Raw genomic sequence first — 17,698 nt, forward strand, 5'->3', positions numbered from 1 at the left:
AATGTAAAACTTTCAACCAATATGTTGCCTGATGCATTTAATTAATAATCAAATAGTAATTGAGGAGTGAAGCTTTTATGACTAATATCTTATATCAACACGGTACATTAGGAACATTGATGGCAGGTCTATTAAAAGGTACTGCATCAATTAATGAACTATTAGAACATGGTGACCTAGGTATTGCGACATTAACTGGTTCTAATGGAGAAGTGATATTTGTAGATGGTAAAGCCTATCATGCGAATGAACATAAAGAATTTGTTGAACTAAAAGGTGATGAGTTAACACCTTATGCAACAGTGACAAAATTCACAGCAGATACAACATATCAAACTAAGGATAAAACTTCTGAAGCTGTTTTTGATGAAATAAAAGAAAAAATGCTCAGTGAAAATTTATTTTCAGCAGTGAAAATTTCTGGATTGTTTAAAATGATGCATGTACGTATGATGCCTGGTCAAGAACCACCATACACTCGTTTGATTGATTCAGCACGCAGACAACCTGAACAAACCGAGACATATATCAAAGGATCAGTAGTTGGATTCTTTACACCAGAACTCTTTCATGGTGTAGGTTCAGCAGGATTCCATGTACACTTTGCTAATGATGATCGCAACTTTGGTGGACATGTATTAGATTTTGAAGTTGAAGATGTTAAAGTTGAGATTCAGAACTTCGAAACATTCGAACAACATTTCCCAATCAATGATGAAATCTTTAATAAGACGGATATTGATTATAAAGATATTGCAGAAGAAATAAGAGAAGCAGAATAGTATCTTAAAAATTAAAAGAGGAGTATAAATTGTTATGTTAGTGCATTCATTTGATCCATTTCATAATTTGTTGTTATCTTCAATCGTTGCTGCTATACCAATCATTCTTTTCTTACTGTGTTTAACAGTATTTAAAATGAAAGGTGTTTATGCTGCATTAACAACTTTGATTATAACAATATTAGTAGCATTATTAGTTTTTAAATTACCTTTGAACATTGCTGGAGGAGCCACATTTGAAGGTTTCTATCAAGGTATTATTCCCATTGGTTTTATAGTTATTATGGCCGTATGGTTGTATAAAATTTCTACCAAAAGTGGTCAATTTGATATTGTTAAAGACAGTATAGCTAGTATTTCACAAGATCAACGTATTCAATTATTACTAATCGGTTTTGTATTTAATGCATTTTTAGAAGGCGCAGCCGGATTTGGTGTACCAATTGCTATATGCGCTGTATTACTTACGCAGCTGGGATTCAAACCTTTAGAGGCAGCTATGTATTGTTTAGTAGGCAATGCTGCTGCTGGGGCTTACGGTGCAGTAGGAATTCCAGTAGCTATTATTGATACGTTAAATTTATCAGGTGATGTTTCTGCTACCGAGGTAGCACTAATTGGTAATTTAACTTTAGGGTTTATTAGCTTTTTTGTGCCTTTCTTATTAATATTTATGATTGATGGATTCAGAGGTATTAAAGAGATATTACCATCTATTTTAGTTGTTTCTGTAACTTATACGTTTTTACAAGTGATTATAACATCATTTGCAGGTCCTGAACTTGCAGATATTATACCTGGATTGGCAGCTATGGTTGTATTAGCATTATTCTCTAGTAAGTTTCAACCTAAAAACATATTTAGATTACAACAAAATGAAGAACCTAAACGTGTAACTAAACATTCATTCAAAAATATTGTTTATGCATGGAGTCCTTTCATCATTTTAACTGTTATTGTACTTATATGGAGTTCATCATTCTTTAAAGGATTATTTGAAAAGAAAGGACTATTACACTCTCTTGTAATTAATTTTAATGTACCTGGTACGATGAATGATGTAACGCACGCGCCAAATGTACTCACTTTTAATTTTATTGCACAAACTGGTACAGCTATATTAATTACAGCCATTTTGACTATTATTATTGCAAATAACATGAATTTTAAAATTGCTGGGAAACTATTAGGATTAACAGTGAAAGAACTATGGATTTCTGTATTAACAATATGTTTTATCTTAGCTGTATCTAAAGTAACGACTTATGGCGGATTAAGTAGTGCTATGGGCCAAGGTATTGCTAAAGCTGGATCTATATTTCCACTATTATCACCAGTTTTAGGTTGGATAGGTGTATTTATGACTGGATCAGTTGTAAATAACAATGCATTATTTGCTCCAATACAAGCCTCTGTTGCTGGACAAATTGGTGCTAAAGGGTCCTTACTTGTGGCAGCTAACGTTGCTGGTGGTGTTACGGCTAAAATTGTATCACCTCAATCTATAGCTATAGCTACTGCTGCAGTTAATGAAGTAGGAAATGAATCACAATTAATGAAAATGACAATGCGTTTTAGTATAGGATTATTAGTATTTGTATGCATCTGGACATTTCTACTTAGCTTATTAATAAGCTAAGTAGAAATAACAATAATATTACAGAATATGTATCTATTCCATAAAAGAATAGTTCTTATTAAAAATAAGTATTTTAATTTCTGTATGTTTTGTATTATACTAATATTTGTACTTAAAAGAAGGGAGTCAATTATGAATACAAAAGAGTCAAAAACAGTTGTTGTTATTGGCGCTGGTGTTTTAAGCACAACTTTTAGTTCTATGCTTAAAGAGTTAGAACCAAGTTGGAATATAAAACTATATGAACGTTTAGATCGTCCTGGTATCGAAAGTTCAAATGAGCGTCATAATGCTGGAACTGGTCATGCTGCTTTATGTGAATTGAACTATACAGTGAAACAACCTGATGGATCAATTGATATAGAAAAAGCAAAAGAAATTAATGAACAGTTTGAGATTTCAAAACAATTTTGGGGTCATTTAGTTAAAAATAATAGTATTTCTAACCCTAAAGAATTTATTCAACCATTACCTCACATTAGTTTTGTTAGAGGTAAAAATAACGTTCAATTCTTAAAGGATCGTTATCATGCTATGAAGGATTTTCCAATGTTCGACAATATTGAATATACAGAAGATATTGAAGAGATGAGAAAATGGGTTCCATTAATGATGGAGGGTCATAGCTCAAGTGATATTATGGCTGCTAGTAAGATTAACGAAGGTACAGACGTTAACTTTGGAGAGCTTACTCGTAAAATGGCTAAAAACATTGAACAACATCCTAATGCCAATGTCCAATATAATCATGAAGTAATAGACTTTAACCATCGAAAAGATGGTAAATGGGAAATTAAAGTGCGTCAACGTAACAGCGGTGATGTTCAAACTGAACTTGCTGATTATGTATTTATTGGTGCTGGTGGTGGCGCTATTCCACTATTACAAAAAACTGGAATTCCAGAAAGTAAACATTTGGGTGGATTCCCTATTACAGGACAATTTTTAATTTGTACTAACCCAGACATTATAGCCCAACACGATGCCAAAGTTTACGGTAAAGAACCACCTGGCACACCGCCTATGACAGTACCTCACTTGGATACTCGATATATTGATGGTGAACGTACATTATTATTCGGTCCATTCGCTAGTGTGGGTCCTAAGTTCTTAAAAAATGGTTCTAATCTTGATTTATTTAAATCAGTCAAACCATATAATATTACAACATTATTATCTGCTGCTGCTAAAAACCTACCTTTAATCAAATATTCATTTGATCAAATATTAATGACTAAAGAAGGTTGTATGAATCATTTACGTACATTTTATCCAGAAGCACGTGATGAAGATTGGCAGTTATACACTGCAGGCAAACGTGTACAAGTGATTAAAGATACTCCCGAATATGGTAAAGGATTTATTCAGTTTGGTACAGAAGTTGTTAATTCTGAAGATCATTCGGTAATAGCTTTATTAGGAGAGTCTCCAGGAGCATCAACTTCAGTATCTGTAGCTTTAGAAGTACTTGAGAAAAACTTCCCTGAATATGAATCTGAATGGATGCCTAAAATACAAAAAATGATTCCATCTTATGGTAAATCACTCATTAATGATACTGCGTTAATGAAAAAAATCCGTCAACAGACATCAAAAGATTTAGAATTAAATTACTATCAAAGCAATAAGTAGACTACAATACAATGCTAAAAAAGGAATGTTAAGCGTGAAAAAATTATTAATAGTAACAATTATTAGTACTATTGGTTTTTGTGCACTCAAACGTTACCAAAAACATGTAAACCAAGCACCAAACATAGAATATTAGAGTCAAAATATTTATTTCATAATATTTATAAAAATTATTACGTATATTAGTTTTATAAAGCCAAATTCAATTTTTAGTGATATTAAAAAGAGATCTCATATATGAGATCTCTTTTTTCATTGATAGAGTTTTATGATTCTGTAAGTATAGTACTATAAGAAATCTAGCTGTTTTAAAACACTACGTAAGATGACTTATCGGAAGTTATCTGTAACTCACCCATTACAGATGATATAATATAAAGGTCGCCTATCTCTCAGGCGTCAATTCAGACGCAGAGAGGAGGTGCTAATCTATGTTAGAAATCCTTGTTCACATCACGACCACAGTCATCAGTGGTTGTATTATTGCGTTATTTACGCATTGGCTACGTAATCGCAATAATAAATAGGCGACTATAGCCACACCTAAAAATCCCCTCACTATTGCCGTAGTGAGGGGATTGGTGCATCTATGCTAGTTTCCTTGTTAACTAAATTATAACACTGGTTAGTAGAGAAATGCAAAACCATGTATTCAGACTAATCATACTAAAGTAAATTTCTAAATACTTCGTATTGTTCGCTATAAAGAGAATCATTTCTTAAAGAATTTTCGAAATGAATTCCTTTTAACTTTAGTAATTTTAATAAATCCTTATTATTTTTAACTAATTCATAGTAATTATAATAAGTGTTTATTTGATTTTCATTATTACAGTATTTTTACTTTGTAACAGAATCATTTTTTCACTAACTACTAAATCTCATCATATAAACTCTTAATATTTCTATTAATTAAAAATCAATTTTAGTTAATCATATTGTCTCTATTAATATTCCAATATCTCAAATAAACAAATTGTTAGAATCTAAAAAGAATTTTTAAGATAAATAAAAAGTTGAAATAAATTACATTCCATTTTATTTGTACTCTATAAATTAATGTGATTAAATGTAACTATAAAAGTTTCTTTTGAAATTTGGAGGTACTTCATTGAATTTAGAGTTTAATATCGCAGTCCATGTACTAGTTTTTTTAAGTAGGCATTCTTATGAAAAGTTCAGTAGTACCGAACTATCAAAGAAAGTTTGTGTAAATCCAGTTCAACTAAGAAGAGTTATGAGTCAATTATCAGAAAGTGATTATATTACAGCGAAAAAAGGGAAGTATGGCGGTTATAGTGTGAAAGGTAATGTTTTGAATGCATCCTTAGCAGAATTATTTAGATTATTCGCCACTAATAAATCGTTTGGAAGAATTTACACAGGAACTAAAGAAAGTGAATGTGAAATTTCAAATCAAATGAGTCATGTTATGTCAGAATATCATTACGAAGAGTTTAGAATTTTAGAAGCATTCTATCAAAATATATCAATTGAAGATATACTAAATAAAATTTTAATGGAGGGATACAATGAAAAAGTATGATTTATTAATTTTAGGATTTGGCAAAGGTGGTAAAACACTTGCTAAAAGTGCATCAGCACAAGGAATGAAAGTAGCAGTAGTTGAAAAATCTCAAAAAATGTATGGAGGTACATGTATCAACATAGGGTGTATCCCATCTAAAACATTAATACATGAAGGATTAGAAAGTGGTTCATTCAATCAATCATTACATCGTAAAGAAGAAGTTGTGACCTCACTTAACAAAAAGAACTACCATAATTTAGCAGATGATAAAAATATAACAGTATTAGATAATAAAGCTGTCTTTAAATCAAATACTGAAGTAAATTTATTAGACGAACAAGGTAAAGTCATAGATACTTTAACAGCAAATAACATCGTTATAAATACAGGAGCAACACCTGTTATTCCAGGTATCCAAGGCATTCAAAAATCAAAATATTTATACGATTCTACTGGTATCATGAATTTAAATGAGAAGCCTAAACGACTGGTTATTGTGGGTGGAGGTTATATTTCTTTAGAATTTGCATCTATGTTTGCCAACTTTGGGACAGAAGTGACTGTATTAGAAATGAAAGAAAGACTAATGCCAAAAGAAGATGAAGAAATCGTTTCTCATGTAATTAAAGACTTAGAAGATAAAGATGTAAAAATTGTGCTAGATACTCAAACTTCAGCATTTGAAGATCAAGATGATCATACTGTCGTAAAAACGAATAGAGGCGATATTGAAGCAGATGCAGTTCTACTCGCAATTGGTAGAAAACCAAATACGGAAGACTTAAATTTAGAAAATACTGATATTAAACTTGGTGAACGTGGCGAAATTAAAGTTGATAATCAACTGAAAACTGACGTTAATCATATCTATACGATTGGTGATGTTAAAGGGGGCATGCAATTCACTTATATTTCTTTAGATGATTTTAGAATTGTTAACGACCAATTATTAGGTTCAGGTGAGCGTACTACAGAGAATAGAGGGTCAATACCATATACTGTATTTATAGACCCACCATTATCTCGTATTGGTTTAACGGCTAAAGAAGCGAAAGAACAAGGTTATAATATTAAAGAAGGTAAGCTTCCAGTTAATAATATACCAAGACACAAAATCAATAATGACACTAGAGGCCTGTTTAAAGTAGTGATAGATACTAAAACAAATAAAATATTAGGAGCTACACTATATGGACTACAATCTGAAGAAATGATAAATATTATTAAACTTGCTATTGATCAAGATATTGACTATACAATTTTAAGAGACAATATTTATACCCATCCAACAATGATAGAATCATTTAATGATTTATTTAATATTTAAATAGTATTAATTCAATTAAAATCAATATAAATAACTTTAAATGATAGTATATATCTTGATTTATAATATTAAAATATGAATTTATTCGATTAAGCGATATGTATTTTCTAATTATTTTGGAAATCAATTCGTTTTTACTTACCCCTACTGGGTATATAATATGAACTGATTATATTACCTATAGATTTTTATAAATTGGAGGAATCAATTTGATGGATAATAGAGACTCACAGCATCATATGATTCATACTAGCCATGAAAATCATGATCATCACGAAAACCATAATCATCATAGTGGCCATGCACATCATCATGGGAATTTTAAAGCTAAGTTTTTTGTTTCATTAATTTTTGCAATACCTATCATTCTTTTATCGCCAATGATGGGCGTTAAATTACCTTTTCAATTCACATTTCCAGGTTCTGAATGGGTAGTGTTAATATTAAGTACAATTTTATTCTTTTATGGTGGTAAACCGTTCTTGTCTGGTGGTAAAGATGAAATTGCTACAAAAAAACCAGGTATGATGACCTTAGTTGCCCTAGGTATTTCAGTAGCTTATATTTATAGCTTGTATGCTTTTTATATGAATAACTTTAGTAGTGCAACTGGTCATACAATGGACTTTTTTTGGGAATTAGCAACCTTAATTTTAATTATGCTATTAGGACATTGGATAGAAATGAATGCTGTCGGAAATGCTGGAGATGCTTTAAAGAAAATGGCAGAACTGTTACCTAATAGTGCTATTAAAGTTATGGATAATGGCCAACGTGAAGAAGTTAAAATATCAGACATCATGACTGATGATATCGTCGAAGTAAAAGCCGGAGAAAGTATTCCAACAGATGGTATTATCGTTCAAGGACAAACATCTATAGATGAATCTCTAGTCACTGGAGAATCTAAAAAAGTACAAAAAAATCAAAATGACAACGTCATCGGGGGTTCTATTAATGGGTCTGGAACAATACAAGTCAAGGTTACAGCTGTTGGAGAAGATGGATATCTTTCTCAAGTTATGGGACTTGTTAATCAAGCACAAAATGATAAATCTAGTGCTGAATTGTTATCTGATAAAGTGGCGGGTTATTTATTCTACTTTGCTGTAAGTGTTGGCGTGATTTCTTTTATTGTCTGGATGCTCATTCAAAATGATGTTGATTTTGCATTAGAACGTCTTGTAACTGTGTTAGTCATTGCTTGTCCACATGCTTTAGGCTTGGCAATACCTTTAGTCACTGCACGTTCTACTTCAATTGGTGCACATAATGGTTTAATTATTAAAAATAGAGAGTCTGTAGAAATAGCTCAACATATCGATTATGTAATGATGGATAAAACTGGTACTTTAACTGAGGGTAACTTTTCTGTGAATCATTATGAGAGCTTTAAAAATGATTTGAGTAATGATACAATATTAAGCCTTTTCGCCTCATTAGAAAGTCAATCTAATCACCCATTAGCTATAAGTATTGTTGATTTTGCGAAAAGTAAAAATGTTTCATTTACTAACCCACAAGACGTTAATAATATTCCAGGTGTCGGATTAGAAGGTCTAATTGATAATAAAACATATAAAATAACAAATGTCTCTTATCTTGATAAACATAAACTTAATTATGACAATGACTTGTTTACTAAATTAGCTCAACAAGGTAATTCAATCAGTTATTTAATTGAGGATCAACAAGTCATTGGCATGATTGCTCAAGGAGATCAAATTAAAGAAAGCTCAAAACAAATGGTAGCTGATTTACTATCAAGAAATATTACACCAGTCATGCTTACAGGTGACAATAATGAAGTGGCACACGCTGTCGCAAAAGAATTAGGTATTAGTGATGTCCACGCACAACTCATGCCAGAAGATAAGGAAAGCATTATAAAAGATTATCAAAGTGACGGTAATAAAGTCATGATGGTCGGAGACGGTATCAACGATGCGCCGAGTCTTATAAGAGCCGATATTGGTATAGCAATTGGTGCAGGCACAGATGTTGCAGTGGATTCAGGTGATATCATACTTGTTAAAAGTAATCCATTAGATATTATTCATTTCTTGACCCTTTCAAATAATACTATGAGAAAAATGGTGCAAAACTTATGGTGGGGTGCAGGTTATAATATTGTTGCTGTACCTTTAGCAGCTGGTATTTTAGCATTTATTGGCTTGATTTTATCACCTGCAATAGGTGCTATTTTAATGTCCTTAAGTACAATTATCGTTGCAATTAATGCCTTTACTTTAAAATTAAAATAAAAGAGGTGTAAAATGGATGAAAAAAATATTTACAGTTCTTGCTGCTTTGTTTTCCATGTTACTTATATTATCTAATGATATATTAGCAGAAAGTAAGCAGAACATGAATATGACAGAAGACAAACAAAAACAGAATGATGAAATGGATATGGGAGGACATGATGAAAGAAAAAACTTAATTCTTCACAAGGAGAAAATGTAATAACTTTTCTTAAAGTTTTAAAGTCAGAAAAAGATAAAGATGGTTATGAGAATTATATATTAAAGGCTCAGGAAGGGAAGGCAGAATTTTATAAAGGAAGCGTTTCTGATACTTTATGTTATAATGGAAGTATACTTGGGCCAACTTTAAAACTTATAAAAGGTGAAAAAGTAAAAATTAAATTAGTTAATAATTTAGATGAAAATACGACATTTCATTGGCATGGTCTTGAGATAGATGGAAAAGTAGATGGTGGCCCTTCTCAGGTTATAAAACCAGGGGAAGAAAAAATAATTAAGTTTGAAGTCGAACAAGAAGCTGCCACTTTATGGTATCACCCTCATCCTTCTCCAAATACTGCTAAGCAAGTTTACAATGGATTATCTGGCTTATTATATATAGAAGATAATGAAAATTTAAATTACCCTAATGAATATGGGGAAAATGATTTACCGATAGTTATTCAAGATAAAACATTTATATCAAAAAAATTAAATTATTCAAAAACAAAAGATATAGATGGGACTCAAGGTGATATAGTAGTTGTTAATGGGAAAGTAAATCCTAAACTAACAACCAAAGAAGGAAAAGTTCGTTTAAGACTTTTAAATGGTTCTAACGCTCGAGATTTAAACCTTAAATTAAGTAACAACCAAAGTTTTGAATACATTACCTTTGATAGTAGTTATTTAGAGGAAAAACAACAGTTAAATGAAATCAATCTAGTGCCTTCTGAAAGAAATAATAGTCGATTTATCTAAAATTAAAGGTGAAGAAGTTGATCTTGTTGATAACGAAGATACCGTGGTTTTACCAATAAATTACAAAGAATCGAAAGATAATAAAGAGACAACTTCTAAAGTAGACAAGAAAATCAAACTAGAAGGTATGGATGATAAGGTTACTATTAATGATAAAAAGTACGACCCTGACAGAATAGATTTTACACAAAAGAAAAATCAAAAAGAGATTTGAGAAATTGAGAATGTTAAAGACAAAATGGGAGGTATGAAGCATCCCTTTCATATCCATGGAACCCAATTTAAAGTTGTATCAGTGGATGGGAAAGCACCTCCAAAAGATATGAGAGGAAAAACAGACGTTATATCGTTAAAACCTGGTCAAAAAACCAAAATAGAAGTTGTTTTTAAAAACAGTGGAACATATATGTTCCATTGTCAAATTCTTGAACATGAAGATAATGGCATGATGGGACAAGTAAAAGTAACAAAATAATTAATAAGGAATTTTAAAATATGTATAAAAAATTAGGATTTATTATATTAGCATCAGGATTAGTATTATCAGCTTGCTCAACGGATAGTAAAGAAGAAAATAATGGTTCTAAAGATAAAAAAGAAGAAGAACACATAGAACATAAAAGTGAAAGCAAGACTCCAGATGATATGAAGCGTACAGACGATAGTAAATTTAAAAAAGGGGATGAAGTTACTATTACAGCAGGACATATGCCCGGCATGAAAAATGCTAAAGGGACAGTTAAAGGTGCTTACAAAACCTATGCTTATGTAGTGAGTTATACACCTGAAAATGGTGATAAGAAAGTAAATAACCACAAATGGGTCGTTAATGAAGAAGTTGCAGATGCCCCTAAAAATGGATTTAAAAAAGGTGATACAGTTAAATTAGAAGCTGACCATATGCCTGGTATGAAAGGTGCAGAAGCTCAAATTGATGATGTAGAAAAAACAACCGTTTATATGGTGGATTATAAATCAACCGAAAACGATAAAATGGTTAAAAATCACAAATGGATGACAACTGACGAACTTAAATCTCGTTAATATCTTTCATTTTAGTTCTTTAAAGTATTTAGTTAGTGATTGATAAATGCAATGAGAATCCCCTTTGTTAAATAGACAAGTAAACAAATAAAATTTATGGTCACTCTCATATCCACAATAATGAGAGTGGCCATTTGTTTAGAAAAATTAAATGATTTTTATGAAAATGAGGGGATCTTTTATAATTTATCAATGGAATTCGAAAAATATAAAATAGAATAGTGAATGTATTGAGCTTTCTCGTTTATCAAGAAAAGTTATTCTAAATTAGCAGGTAAAGTCACAGTTGCTATAAATTCAACAACTATATATATATGATTAGAGTGTACCTTAAACAACCCAATAGCTATATTAATAATATAAATACTATTAATTTACTTATACTCTAAGACTTTTTCAACTGGCATTCTATATGAATTATATGCTTCTTTAGCTTTTTTCCCAATTGCAACAATCATTACTGGAACATAACGATCCAAATCATAACCAAACGTTTTACCAATTTCTTCATGTTCAAAACCACCAATTGGATTAGTATCATAGCCATATTGTTTTGCAACTAACATAAATTGCATTGCAGCTAAACTACTATCTACTTTAACAATATCATTCATACTTTGACGTGTATGGCTTTTATAGTTTTCTAAAACAAGAGGTAACATTTGTTCTTTTACTTCTTGAGGCATATGACCATTTTTAACAGCCTGTTCATATATAAACTCACCTTCTTCATAACATTGTAAATCACCAAAAATGATTACCATTGCTGAAGATGTATCATTTTGTTTTGTATTAAATTTAATTAATGGACGTAATTTCTCTTTAGCCTCATCACTTTCTACTACAACAAAACGCCAAGGTTGCATATTTACTGAAGAAGGCGCTTTTGTTGCTTTCACAATCATTTCATCCATTTCTTTATGTGGAATTTTATAATTAGGATCAAATTCTTTTACAGATTTTCTTTGCTCTAAAATTTCATTAAACTCTTTTAGCATCACTTAACTTTCTTTCTTTAGTGTCTATTTAAAATTATAGACTTAAAATACTTTATAACCAAATACTTCTTTTCACTAAATTTTATGATTTTGCATTTCTCCACTAACCAGTGTTATAATTTAGTTAACAAATAGTGTACTAGCATGATAAACACCGAGCCCGATAACTACTGCGAATAGTTATTGGGCTCTTTTGGTGTATTAGCTATATATGTCGCCGCTAAATTACTTCTCACGATTATTCAGCCAATGAGAAAATAATGTGAGTATAACTCCTACTACGATAGGAGCTATAATAGTTACAAATAGTGTACTGAACATGATGTCACCTCCTTCCATGCTAAATACAGCACAGAAGTGAACGACGACTTTTGTATTATACCATTTCTAATAATTGAGTTACAGATGGCTTCCGATAAGTCATTTTATGTTATATCTTTGCTTATTTTTATAGTATCAAGACAAGAAGAAACTCGTTTCACTCGTTTCAAAAACCCTTCTGATTTTTAGAGAAAAACTCTCTTATTTCATCGTCTTTAATAAAATAATATGCCATCTTTCCCTTTTTATAAAAATCAAGTACATCATTTTTATATAAAAGTCTTAAATGATGTGAAGTTGAAGCAACACTCATTTTCAATATCACAGAAATATCACAAACACACAACTCATCTTCTTTAATCAAAGATAATATAATTTTCAATTTCTTCTCATCACAAATCTTTTCTAAAATGTTAAGTAATTTCTTAGATTTATCATCTTCTAAAAAACTTAAAGCATTGTTAACTTTATCCTCATGTACACAAATCACATCACAAGCATTTTCATAACTCATATGAAATCACACCCTAAATTAAAATATAAATCCTAAAATTGTTTGAATAGTGTCATTTTCTATAATGATAAATAAACCTAAAGCTATATAAATAACAGCCATAATCCAACGACCAAATTTCTCAACAATTTCTCCAACTCCTGGAATATCAGCTAATTTTTGTGCAGTAAATACCAAGAAGAAAATTAAAATTAAAAAGACAAACAAAGTAATTAATAAATTAGTAACACTTAATGTCACAAAATAGGGAACAAATAAACCGATATTATCAGCACCACAACTTGCTATCGTAACAATTGCAATCGTACCAACTAATTTAGACAATCCTTTTTCATTCAATTCTTTTTTAGCTCTCTCTTCTCCGTCACTATCACCATAAATAGCCACTTTAATTCCTAAATAAATCGGTATTAACCCTAATAATCCTAATATCCATTTTTCAGGAACATAATTTAAGACAAAGGCAAAGAATAAACTTATGACAATCAATGCCACAGATCCTACATATTGACCAATATAAATATCTCGATATTCTTTCCTAGTCTTTGCTCTAGCAAAGAACATTAATAAAATCACTAATAAGTCTAATGCTGTCGCAATATAAAGAACAGCAGCAGTTACAATAGTCTGAATCATAATTACACCTCATTCAAAAATATTTTTGAATATATTATAACTTATTTTTTTTAATAATCATAGGTGCTTTATTCCAATTGCTTTATTGACGTTGAGCCTCGGAACTTTTAACAAACTCAAAAAATAGTCGAATGGTTGGCATATAATCATGAATTTTAAATGTTTTCTTTAAACCAAAGTTAATGTATACGCCAAAATTTATTGCACATTATCTAGTTGACTTATTAAAAATGGGTCTTCGGAATATATAGTGGAATTAGCATTTTGATAATTCGAAAAAAATAGTGGTTAAATCGGATTGTTTGGTGGAATGCTAAGGAAAAATAAGGTTCTGTTGCAAAGTCAGAAAAAATATAACTAATTATCATTTTAACATGGTAGTATTCCCTTAACTGGCCAACATGTGATTAATTTCGTAGCACGGCGAAAATCCGTAAATCTGAAGAGACCTACGGTTCTTTTTATATAGACCATAAATACATTCAATACCTTTGAGTGTATTCTTTGCCGTATTGACGCTTTGATATCTCGTCTTTCTCACTTTAATATGACGGTGATCCTGCTCAATGAGGTTATTAAGATATTTAGATGTACAATGACAGTCGGGATTAAGTTTAAAATCTTTAATCAACTTAGACATTGCCACCTTCGTCGAAGGTGCCTGGTCTGTAATTATCATTTGAGGTTTACCAAATTGTTTAATAAGTCGCTTAATAAACGCATATGCTGAATGATTATCTCGTTTCTTACGTAACCAAATATCCAATGTATGACCATCTGCATCAATGGCACGATATAAATAGCACCATTTTCCTTTTATTTTAATGTATGTCTCATCAACGCGCCATTTATAATAAGCTTTTTTATGCTTTTTCTTCCAAATTTTATACAAAATAGGAGCATATTCTTGAACCCAACGGTAGATCGTTGAATGATGAACGTTAACGCCGCGTTCTCTTAGTATTTCAGATATATCACGATAACTAAGCGCGTATCTTAAGTAATAGCCAACGGCTACAGTTATTACATCTTTATTAAATTGCTTATATCTAAAATAATTCATAGAGAACGCTCCTTTTTTGTTAAAATTATACTATAAAATTAACTTTGCAACAGAACCTATAAAGCCTTGTTCTAAAAGAACAAGGCTTTATAAATATAAATGCTTATTATCTAATTTTCCATTTACCCAGAATATAATATTGAAAACATTTATTGACTCACTAACGTCTCTCTATTTTATTCTTATAAACAGTTTGTTAGGTAAATTATAACACTAGTTAGTGAAGAATTGTAAATAGAATAAATAATAATGATTAAGAAGATAAGATATTTAAATACTCTTAATTGGTGATAATATATACAACTCATTTATAACAATTGGTGTTGCAATTTTTGTACTATTCTTCTTTGATTTTGACAACTTGTTTACCGAAATTATCACCTGTAAATAACTTTCTGAATGCAGAAGGTAAATTGTCAAAACCTTCATCTATCGTCACTTCAAATTTAATTTTACCTTCAGACACCCATTGTGCGAGTTGTTCGCTTGCTTCTTTAAAATGATCAGCGAATTGGGCTACTACAAAACCTTGCATCAATGCTTGATTTTTAATCAACGTTCCTTGGATACGTGGTCCAATATCGTCTTTTTCATTATTATATGCTGAAATTGCACCACATACCGGAACGCGTGCAAATTGATTTAAGTGTTTAAACACTTCATCAGAAATTGCGCCGCCTACATTTTCAAAATACACATCAATGCCATCTGGTACAGCCGCTTCGAGTTGCTGCGTGAAATCATCTTGTTTATAATCAATGGCCGCATCAAATCCTAATTCATCTGTTAAATATGCTGTTTTCTGCTTACCACCAGCAATACCGACAACTTTTGCGCCTTTAATCTTAGCAATTTGTCCTACGACAGAGCCTACCGCACCGGATGCAGCTGACACGACAACCGTCTCGCCAGATTTTGGTTGACCAATTTGAAGCAATCCTGTATAGGCCGTCATTCCCGGCATGCCTAAAACACTCAAATATAAATGTAATGGTACATCTTTTGATGGAACAGGGGTCACATCGTCTCCATTCACTGTATTTATCTTTTTCCATGGTAATATGCCTGTGACATAATCACCCACAGATAGACGTTCATCTTTCGATTGTGTGACTTTTCCAACAATATGACCTTGTAATGGCTCATTCACTTGGAAAGGTTGAACATAACTTTTTGTATCATTCATTCTGCCTCTCATGTAAGGATCTACAGATACATAAATGGATTCTACTTGAATCTCACCTGCATATGGTTCTCGAGTTTCTATTGTTTCAAATCTAAATACATCGTCTTGAGGGATACCATTGATTACGAATGTAATTTTCAATGACTTTTTTATTTCTACCTACTGTATCTACATAAAAACCTTTACACCAAAACTTTCTATTTCCATATCTATATTTTAAATTAGCGTGTCTATCAAAAATCATTAAACTACTTTTACCTTTTAGATATCCAACAAATGAAGACACTCCTATTTTGGGTGGAATGCTAACTAACATATGAATATGATCTTTACATGCTTCTGCTTCAATAATTTCTACACCTTTTCTTTCACATAATTGGCGTAGAATAATTCGAATATCTTTCTTTATCTTCCCATATATTACTTGTCTTCTATATTTTGGAGCGAAGACTATGTGATACTTACAATTCCATTTTGTATGTGCTAAACTGTTTGTGTCGGATGACATTAAAAAGCATCTCCTCGTGTTGATTATTTTGGTTGGCTGACCAATATTTATTCTAGCACGTAGAGTTGCTTTTTTTGTGACAACGGTAGAACCTTTTCTGAACCATACGCATAGCGTATGGTTTTCTTTTTACAATGAAAGAACGACAAATTCCATACTATTACATTAGAATTTGTCGTTCATTTATTAGAAGCATATATTTTACAGACTTCTAAATTAATTGTTACAACAACAATTATTATCCTGTTGCTCTTTTTCATTTTTCTCTTTTTTTTCTTCAATTTCTACTGAACAACAAGATTGTTCCTGAGGTTTTAATTTTTTTAATACGTCTTTGACCCCCATTATCTCACCTCCTTTAAATAACGATGTTCACCATCAAACCTGTAGAAATAGCTACAACTAAAATGGCGATAACGAATGAGATTACAAATTTTTTCTTGAATAGTTTCGATAATAATATAACTTCTGGAATACTTGCACCAGCACCACCAATGATCAAAGCAACAACTGTCCCAAGCGACATTCCTTTTGAAGCTAATGCTTCAGCTATAGGTAACATTGTTTCAGGTCTAATATACATAGGAATACCTATAATAGAAGCAATAAATACGGATATAATGCCACCTTCACTCGCATATTTAGTAATAAATGTTTCGGGAACAAATCCATATATGAACACTCCAATAAATACACCAATAAATAGGTAAGGAAGCATTGGATATAAAAATGCCCACGCATCATTTAATGCTTGTTTAAAACGAGATCCATGTTTATTAGCAAAAAATCCATCTCCTTTAACGTTTACACCTTTGTAAGTTTTAACTAAATTCATTTTTGAAAATACTAGACCCGTTAAAATACTAAAAATCGCTAGTACAACAAAGTAAATAACAGCAACTTTCCAACCTAATAAGGCCCATAACATAAATATCATTAATGGATTCATTAATGGTGAAGATATTAAGAAACTCATTGCTGGACCAAAAGGTACTTTAGAATTTAATAGACCTGCAAGTATTGGAATTGTAGAACAAGAACAAAAGGGTGTCATCGCACCAAACACCATCCCCAATATATAACTAATTGCTTGATTAGGCTTGCTCAAAAATCTTTTGATTTTTTCTTCCGAAACTACTTGTTGAATTAAACTTACAATAAAGCTCACGATGATGAATAGTATTAATAATTCAAAAAACAACATCACAAATGTTTTTATAAATTCCATAATTGAATCTAACATGAGTATAATGCCTCCAAATTTAATTAATCAATATTTCTTGATGTATT

17 protein-coding genes and 2 pseudogenes are annotated in these 17,698 nt (G+C 31.1%); 10 read left to right on the forward strand and 9 right to left on the reverse strand.

Annotation, left to right across the window (positions count from 1 at the left end; translation table 11 throughout):
- Nucleotides 1–77: 77 nt before the first annotated feature.
- From budA to ACJQQZ_RS11900, 10 genes and pseudogenes are all read left to right on the forward strand, one after another.
- Entirely contained in the window at nt 78–782 is a 705-nt protein-coding gene (gene budA / locus ACJQQZ_RS11855) for an acetolactate decarboxylase (protein ID WP_408023162.1), read from the forward strand.
- Between the two features lie 34 nt (nt 783–816).
- A complete protein-coding gene (locus ACJQQZ_RS11860) occupies nt 817–2,421 on the forward strand; it encodes an L-lactate permease (RefSeq protein ID WP_145506816.1) in 1,605 nt (534 codons plus the stop codon).
- Nucleotides 2,422–2,553: 132 nt separating this feature from the next.
- The gene (gene lqo, locus ACJQQZ_RS11865; protein WP_071561276.1) at nt 2,554–4,053 is read left to right on the forward strand and encodes an L-lactate dehydrogenase (quinone); all 1,500 of its coding nucleotides are present in this window, start codon (nt 2,554–2,556) and stop codon (nt 4,051–4,053) included.
- Between the two features lie 25 nt (nt 4,054–4,078).
- Nucleotides 4,079–4,189, forward strand: a complete 111-nt coding sequence (locus tag ACJQQZ_RS11870) for an SE2200 family small protein (RefSeq protein WP_071561274.1) — start codon at nt 4,079–4,081, stop codon at nt 4,187–4,189.
- A gap of 295 nt (nt 4,190–4,484) precedes the next feature.
- Nucleotides 4,485–4,580 carry a type I toxin-antitoxin system Fst family toxin gene (locus ACJQQZ_RS11875; RefSeq protein WP_000889978.1) on the forward strand — a complete coding sequence of 32 codons (96 nt, stop codon included), beginning with the start codon at nt 4,485–4,487 and terminating at the stop codon, nt 4,578–4,580.
- A 584-nt stretch (nt 4,581–5,164) separates the two neighbouring features.
- Nucleotides 5,165–5,599, forward strand: a complete 435-nt coding sequence (gene hypR / locus ACJQQZ_RS11880; protein WP_145506813.1) for a redox-sensitive transcriptional regulator HypR — start codon at nt 5,165–5,167, stop codon at nt 5,597–5,599.
- The gene (gene merA / locus ACJQQZ_RS11885) at nt 5,586–6,911 is read left to right on the forward strand and encodes a hypothiocyanous acid reductase MerA (protein WP_145506809.1); all 1,326 of its coding nucleotides are present in this window, start codon (nt 5,586–5,588) and stop codon (nt 6,909–6,911) included. The genes hypR and merA overlap by 14 nt, the downstream gene beginning before the upstream one ends.
- A gap of 212 nt (nt 6,912–7,123) precedes the next feature.
- Entirely contained in the window at nt 7,124–9,175 is a 2,052-nt protein-coding gene (locus ACJQQZ_RS11890) for a heavy metal translocating P-type ATPase (protein ID WP_186364180.1), read from the forward strand.
- A 16-nt stretch (nt 9,176–9,191) separates the two neighbouring features.
- A pseudogene (locus tag ACJQQZ_RS11895) lies at nt 9,192–10,613 on the forward strand (multicopper oxidase family protein).
- Between the two features lie 20 nt (nt 10,614–10,633).
- A complete protein-coding gene (locus ACJQQZ_RS11900; RefSeq protein ID WP_145506805.1) occupies nt 10,634–11,182 on the forward strand; it encodes a DUF1541 domain-containing protein in 549 nt (182 codons plus the stop codon).
- Between the two features lie 374 nt (nt 11,183–11,556).
- Here the strand turns inward: ACJQQZ_RS11900 and ACJQQZ_RS11905 are convergent, their stop codons facing one another.
- The 9 genes and pseudogenes from ACJQQZ_RS11905 to ACJQQZ_RS11945 form a co-directional block, all read right to left on the reverse strand.
- On the reverse strand, nt 11,557–12,180 hold the full coding sequence (locus tag ACJQQZ_RS11905) for a nitroreductase family protein (protein ID WP_116843025.1): 624 nt from the start codon (nt 12,178–12,180) through the stop codon (nt 11,557–11,559).
- 225 nt (nt 12,181–12,405) lie between these two features.
- Nucleotides 12,406–12,501, reverse strand: coding sequence for a type I toxin-antitoxin system Fst family toxin (locus ACJQQZ_RS11910; protein WP_000493115.1), 96 nt, complete (start codon nt 12,499–12,501; stop codon nt 12,406–12,408).
- A 166-nt stretch (nt 12,502–12,667) separates the two neighbouring features.
- Entirely contained in the window at nt 12,668–13,015 is a 348-nt protein-coding gene (locus ACJQQZ_RS11915) for an ArsR/SmtB family transcription factor (RefSeq protein WP_061815578.1), read from the reverse strand.
- Nucleotides 13,016–13,033: 18 nt separating this feature from the next.
- Nucleotides 13,034–13,651 carry a CadD family cadmium resistance transporter gene (locus ACJQQZ_RS11920; RefSeq protein ID WP_145506803.1) on the reverse strand — a complete coding sequence of 206 codons (618 nt, stop codon included), beginning with the start codon at nt 13,649–13,651 and terminating at the stop codon, nt 13,034–13,036.
- Nucleotides 13,652–14,039: 388 nt separating this feature from the next.
- Entirely contained in the window at nt 14,040–14,714 is a 675-nt protein-coding gene (locus tag ACJQQZ_RS11925; protein WP_145506800.1) for an IS6 family transposase, read from the reverse strand.
- A gap of 337 nt (nt 14,715–15,051) precedes the next feature.
- Entirely contained in the window at nt 15,052–15,678 is a 627-nt protein-coding gene (locus ACJQQZ_RS11930; RefSeq protein ID WP_408023165.1) for an NADP-dependent oxidoreductase, read from the reverse strand.
- A 105-nt stretch (nt 15,679–15,783) separates the two neighbouring features.
- Nucleotides 15,784–16,408 (reverse strand): annotated as a pseudogene (tnpA, locus tag ACJQQZ_RS11935) (IS200/IS605 family transposase); the annotation flags it as partial.
- A gap of 216 nt (nt 16,409–16,624) precedes the next feature.
- On the reverse strand, nt 16,625–16,753 hold the full coding sequence (locus ACJQQZ_RS11940; protein WP_002449516.1) for a hypothetical protein: 129 nt from the start codon (nt 16,751–16,753) through the stop codon (nt 16,625–16,627).
- A gap of 13 nt (nt 16,754–16,766) precedes the next feature.
- A complete protein-coding gene (locus ACJQQZ_RS11945) occupies nt 16,767–17,651 on the reverse strand; it encodes a permease (protein WP_408023163.1) in 885 nt (294 codons plus the stop codon).
- Nucleotides 17,652–17,698: the final 47 nt, after the last annotated feature.

This window comes from Staphylococcus sp. KUGN1 (genome assembly GCF_045984185.1).
GTDB classification, from domain to species: domain Bacteria; phylum Bacillota; class Bacilli; order Staphylococcales; family Staphylococcaceae; genus Staphylococcus; species Staphylococcus warneri_A.

Coding starts and splice junctions, on each gene's coding strand:
- budA (WP_408023162.1), top strand. CDS start 78: ATGACTAATATCTTATATCAACACGGTACATTAGGAACATTGATGGCA.
- ACJQQZ_RS11860 (WP_145506816.1), top strand. CDS start 817: ATGTTAGTGCATTCATTTGATCCATTTCATAATTTGTTGTTATCTTCA.
- lqo (WP_071561276.1), top strand. CDS start 2,554: ATGAATACAAAAGAGTCAAAAACAGTTGTTGTTATTGGCGCTGGTGTT.
- ACJQQZ_RS11870 (WP_071561274.1), top strand. CDS start 4,079: ATGTTAAGCGTGAAAAAATTATTAATAGTAACAATTATTAGTACTATT.
- ACJQQZ_RS11875 (WP_000889978.1), top strand. CDS start 4,485: ATGTTAGAAATCCTTGTTCACATCACGACCACAGTCATCAGTGGTTGT.
- merA (WP_145506809.1), top strand. CDS start 5,586: ATGAAAAAGTATGATTTATTAATTTTAGGATTTGGCAAAGGTGGTAAA.
- ACJQQZ_RS11890 (WP_186364180.1), top strand. CDS start 7,124: ATGGATAATAGAGACTCACAGCATCATATGATTCATACTAGCCATGAA.
- ACJQQZ_RS11900 (WP_145506805.1), top strand. CDS start 10,634: ATGTATAAAAAATTAGGATTTATTATATTAGCATCAGGATTAGTATTA.
- ACJQQZ_RS11905 (WP_116843025.1), bottom strand. CDS start 12,180: ATGCTAAAAGAGTTTAATGAAATTTTAGAGCAAAGAAAATCTGTAAAA.
- ACJQQZ_RS11910 (WP_000493115.1), bottom strand. CDS start 12,501: ATGTTCAGTACACTATTTGTAACTATTATAGCTCCTATCGTAGTAGGA.
- ACJQQZ_RS11915 (WP_061815578.1), bottom strand. CDS start 13,015: ATGAGTTATGAAAATGCTTGTGATGTGATTTGTGTACATGAGGATAAA.
- ACJQQZ_RS11920 (WP_145506803.1), bottom strand. CDS start 13,651: ATGATTCAGACTATTGTAACTGCTGCTGTTCTTTATATTGCGACAGCA.
- ACJQQZ_RS11925 (WP_145506800.1), bottom strand. CDS start 14,714: ATGAATTATTTTAGATATAAGCAATTTAATAAAGATGTAATAACTGTA.
- ACJQQZ_RS11930 (WP_408023165.1), bottom strand. CDS start 15,678: ATGCCGGGAATGACGGCCTATACAGGATTGCTTCAAATTGGTCAACCA.
- ACJQQZ_RS11940 (WP_002449516.1), bottom strand. CDS start 16,753: ATGGGGGTCAAAGACGTATTAAAAAAATTAAAACCTCAGGAACAATCT.
- ACJQQZ_RS11945 (WP_408023163.1), bottom strand. CDS start 17,651: ATGTTAGATTCAATTATGGAATTTATAAAAACATTTGTGATGTTGTTT.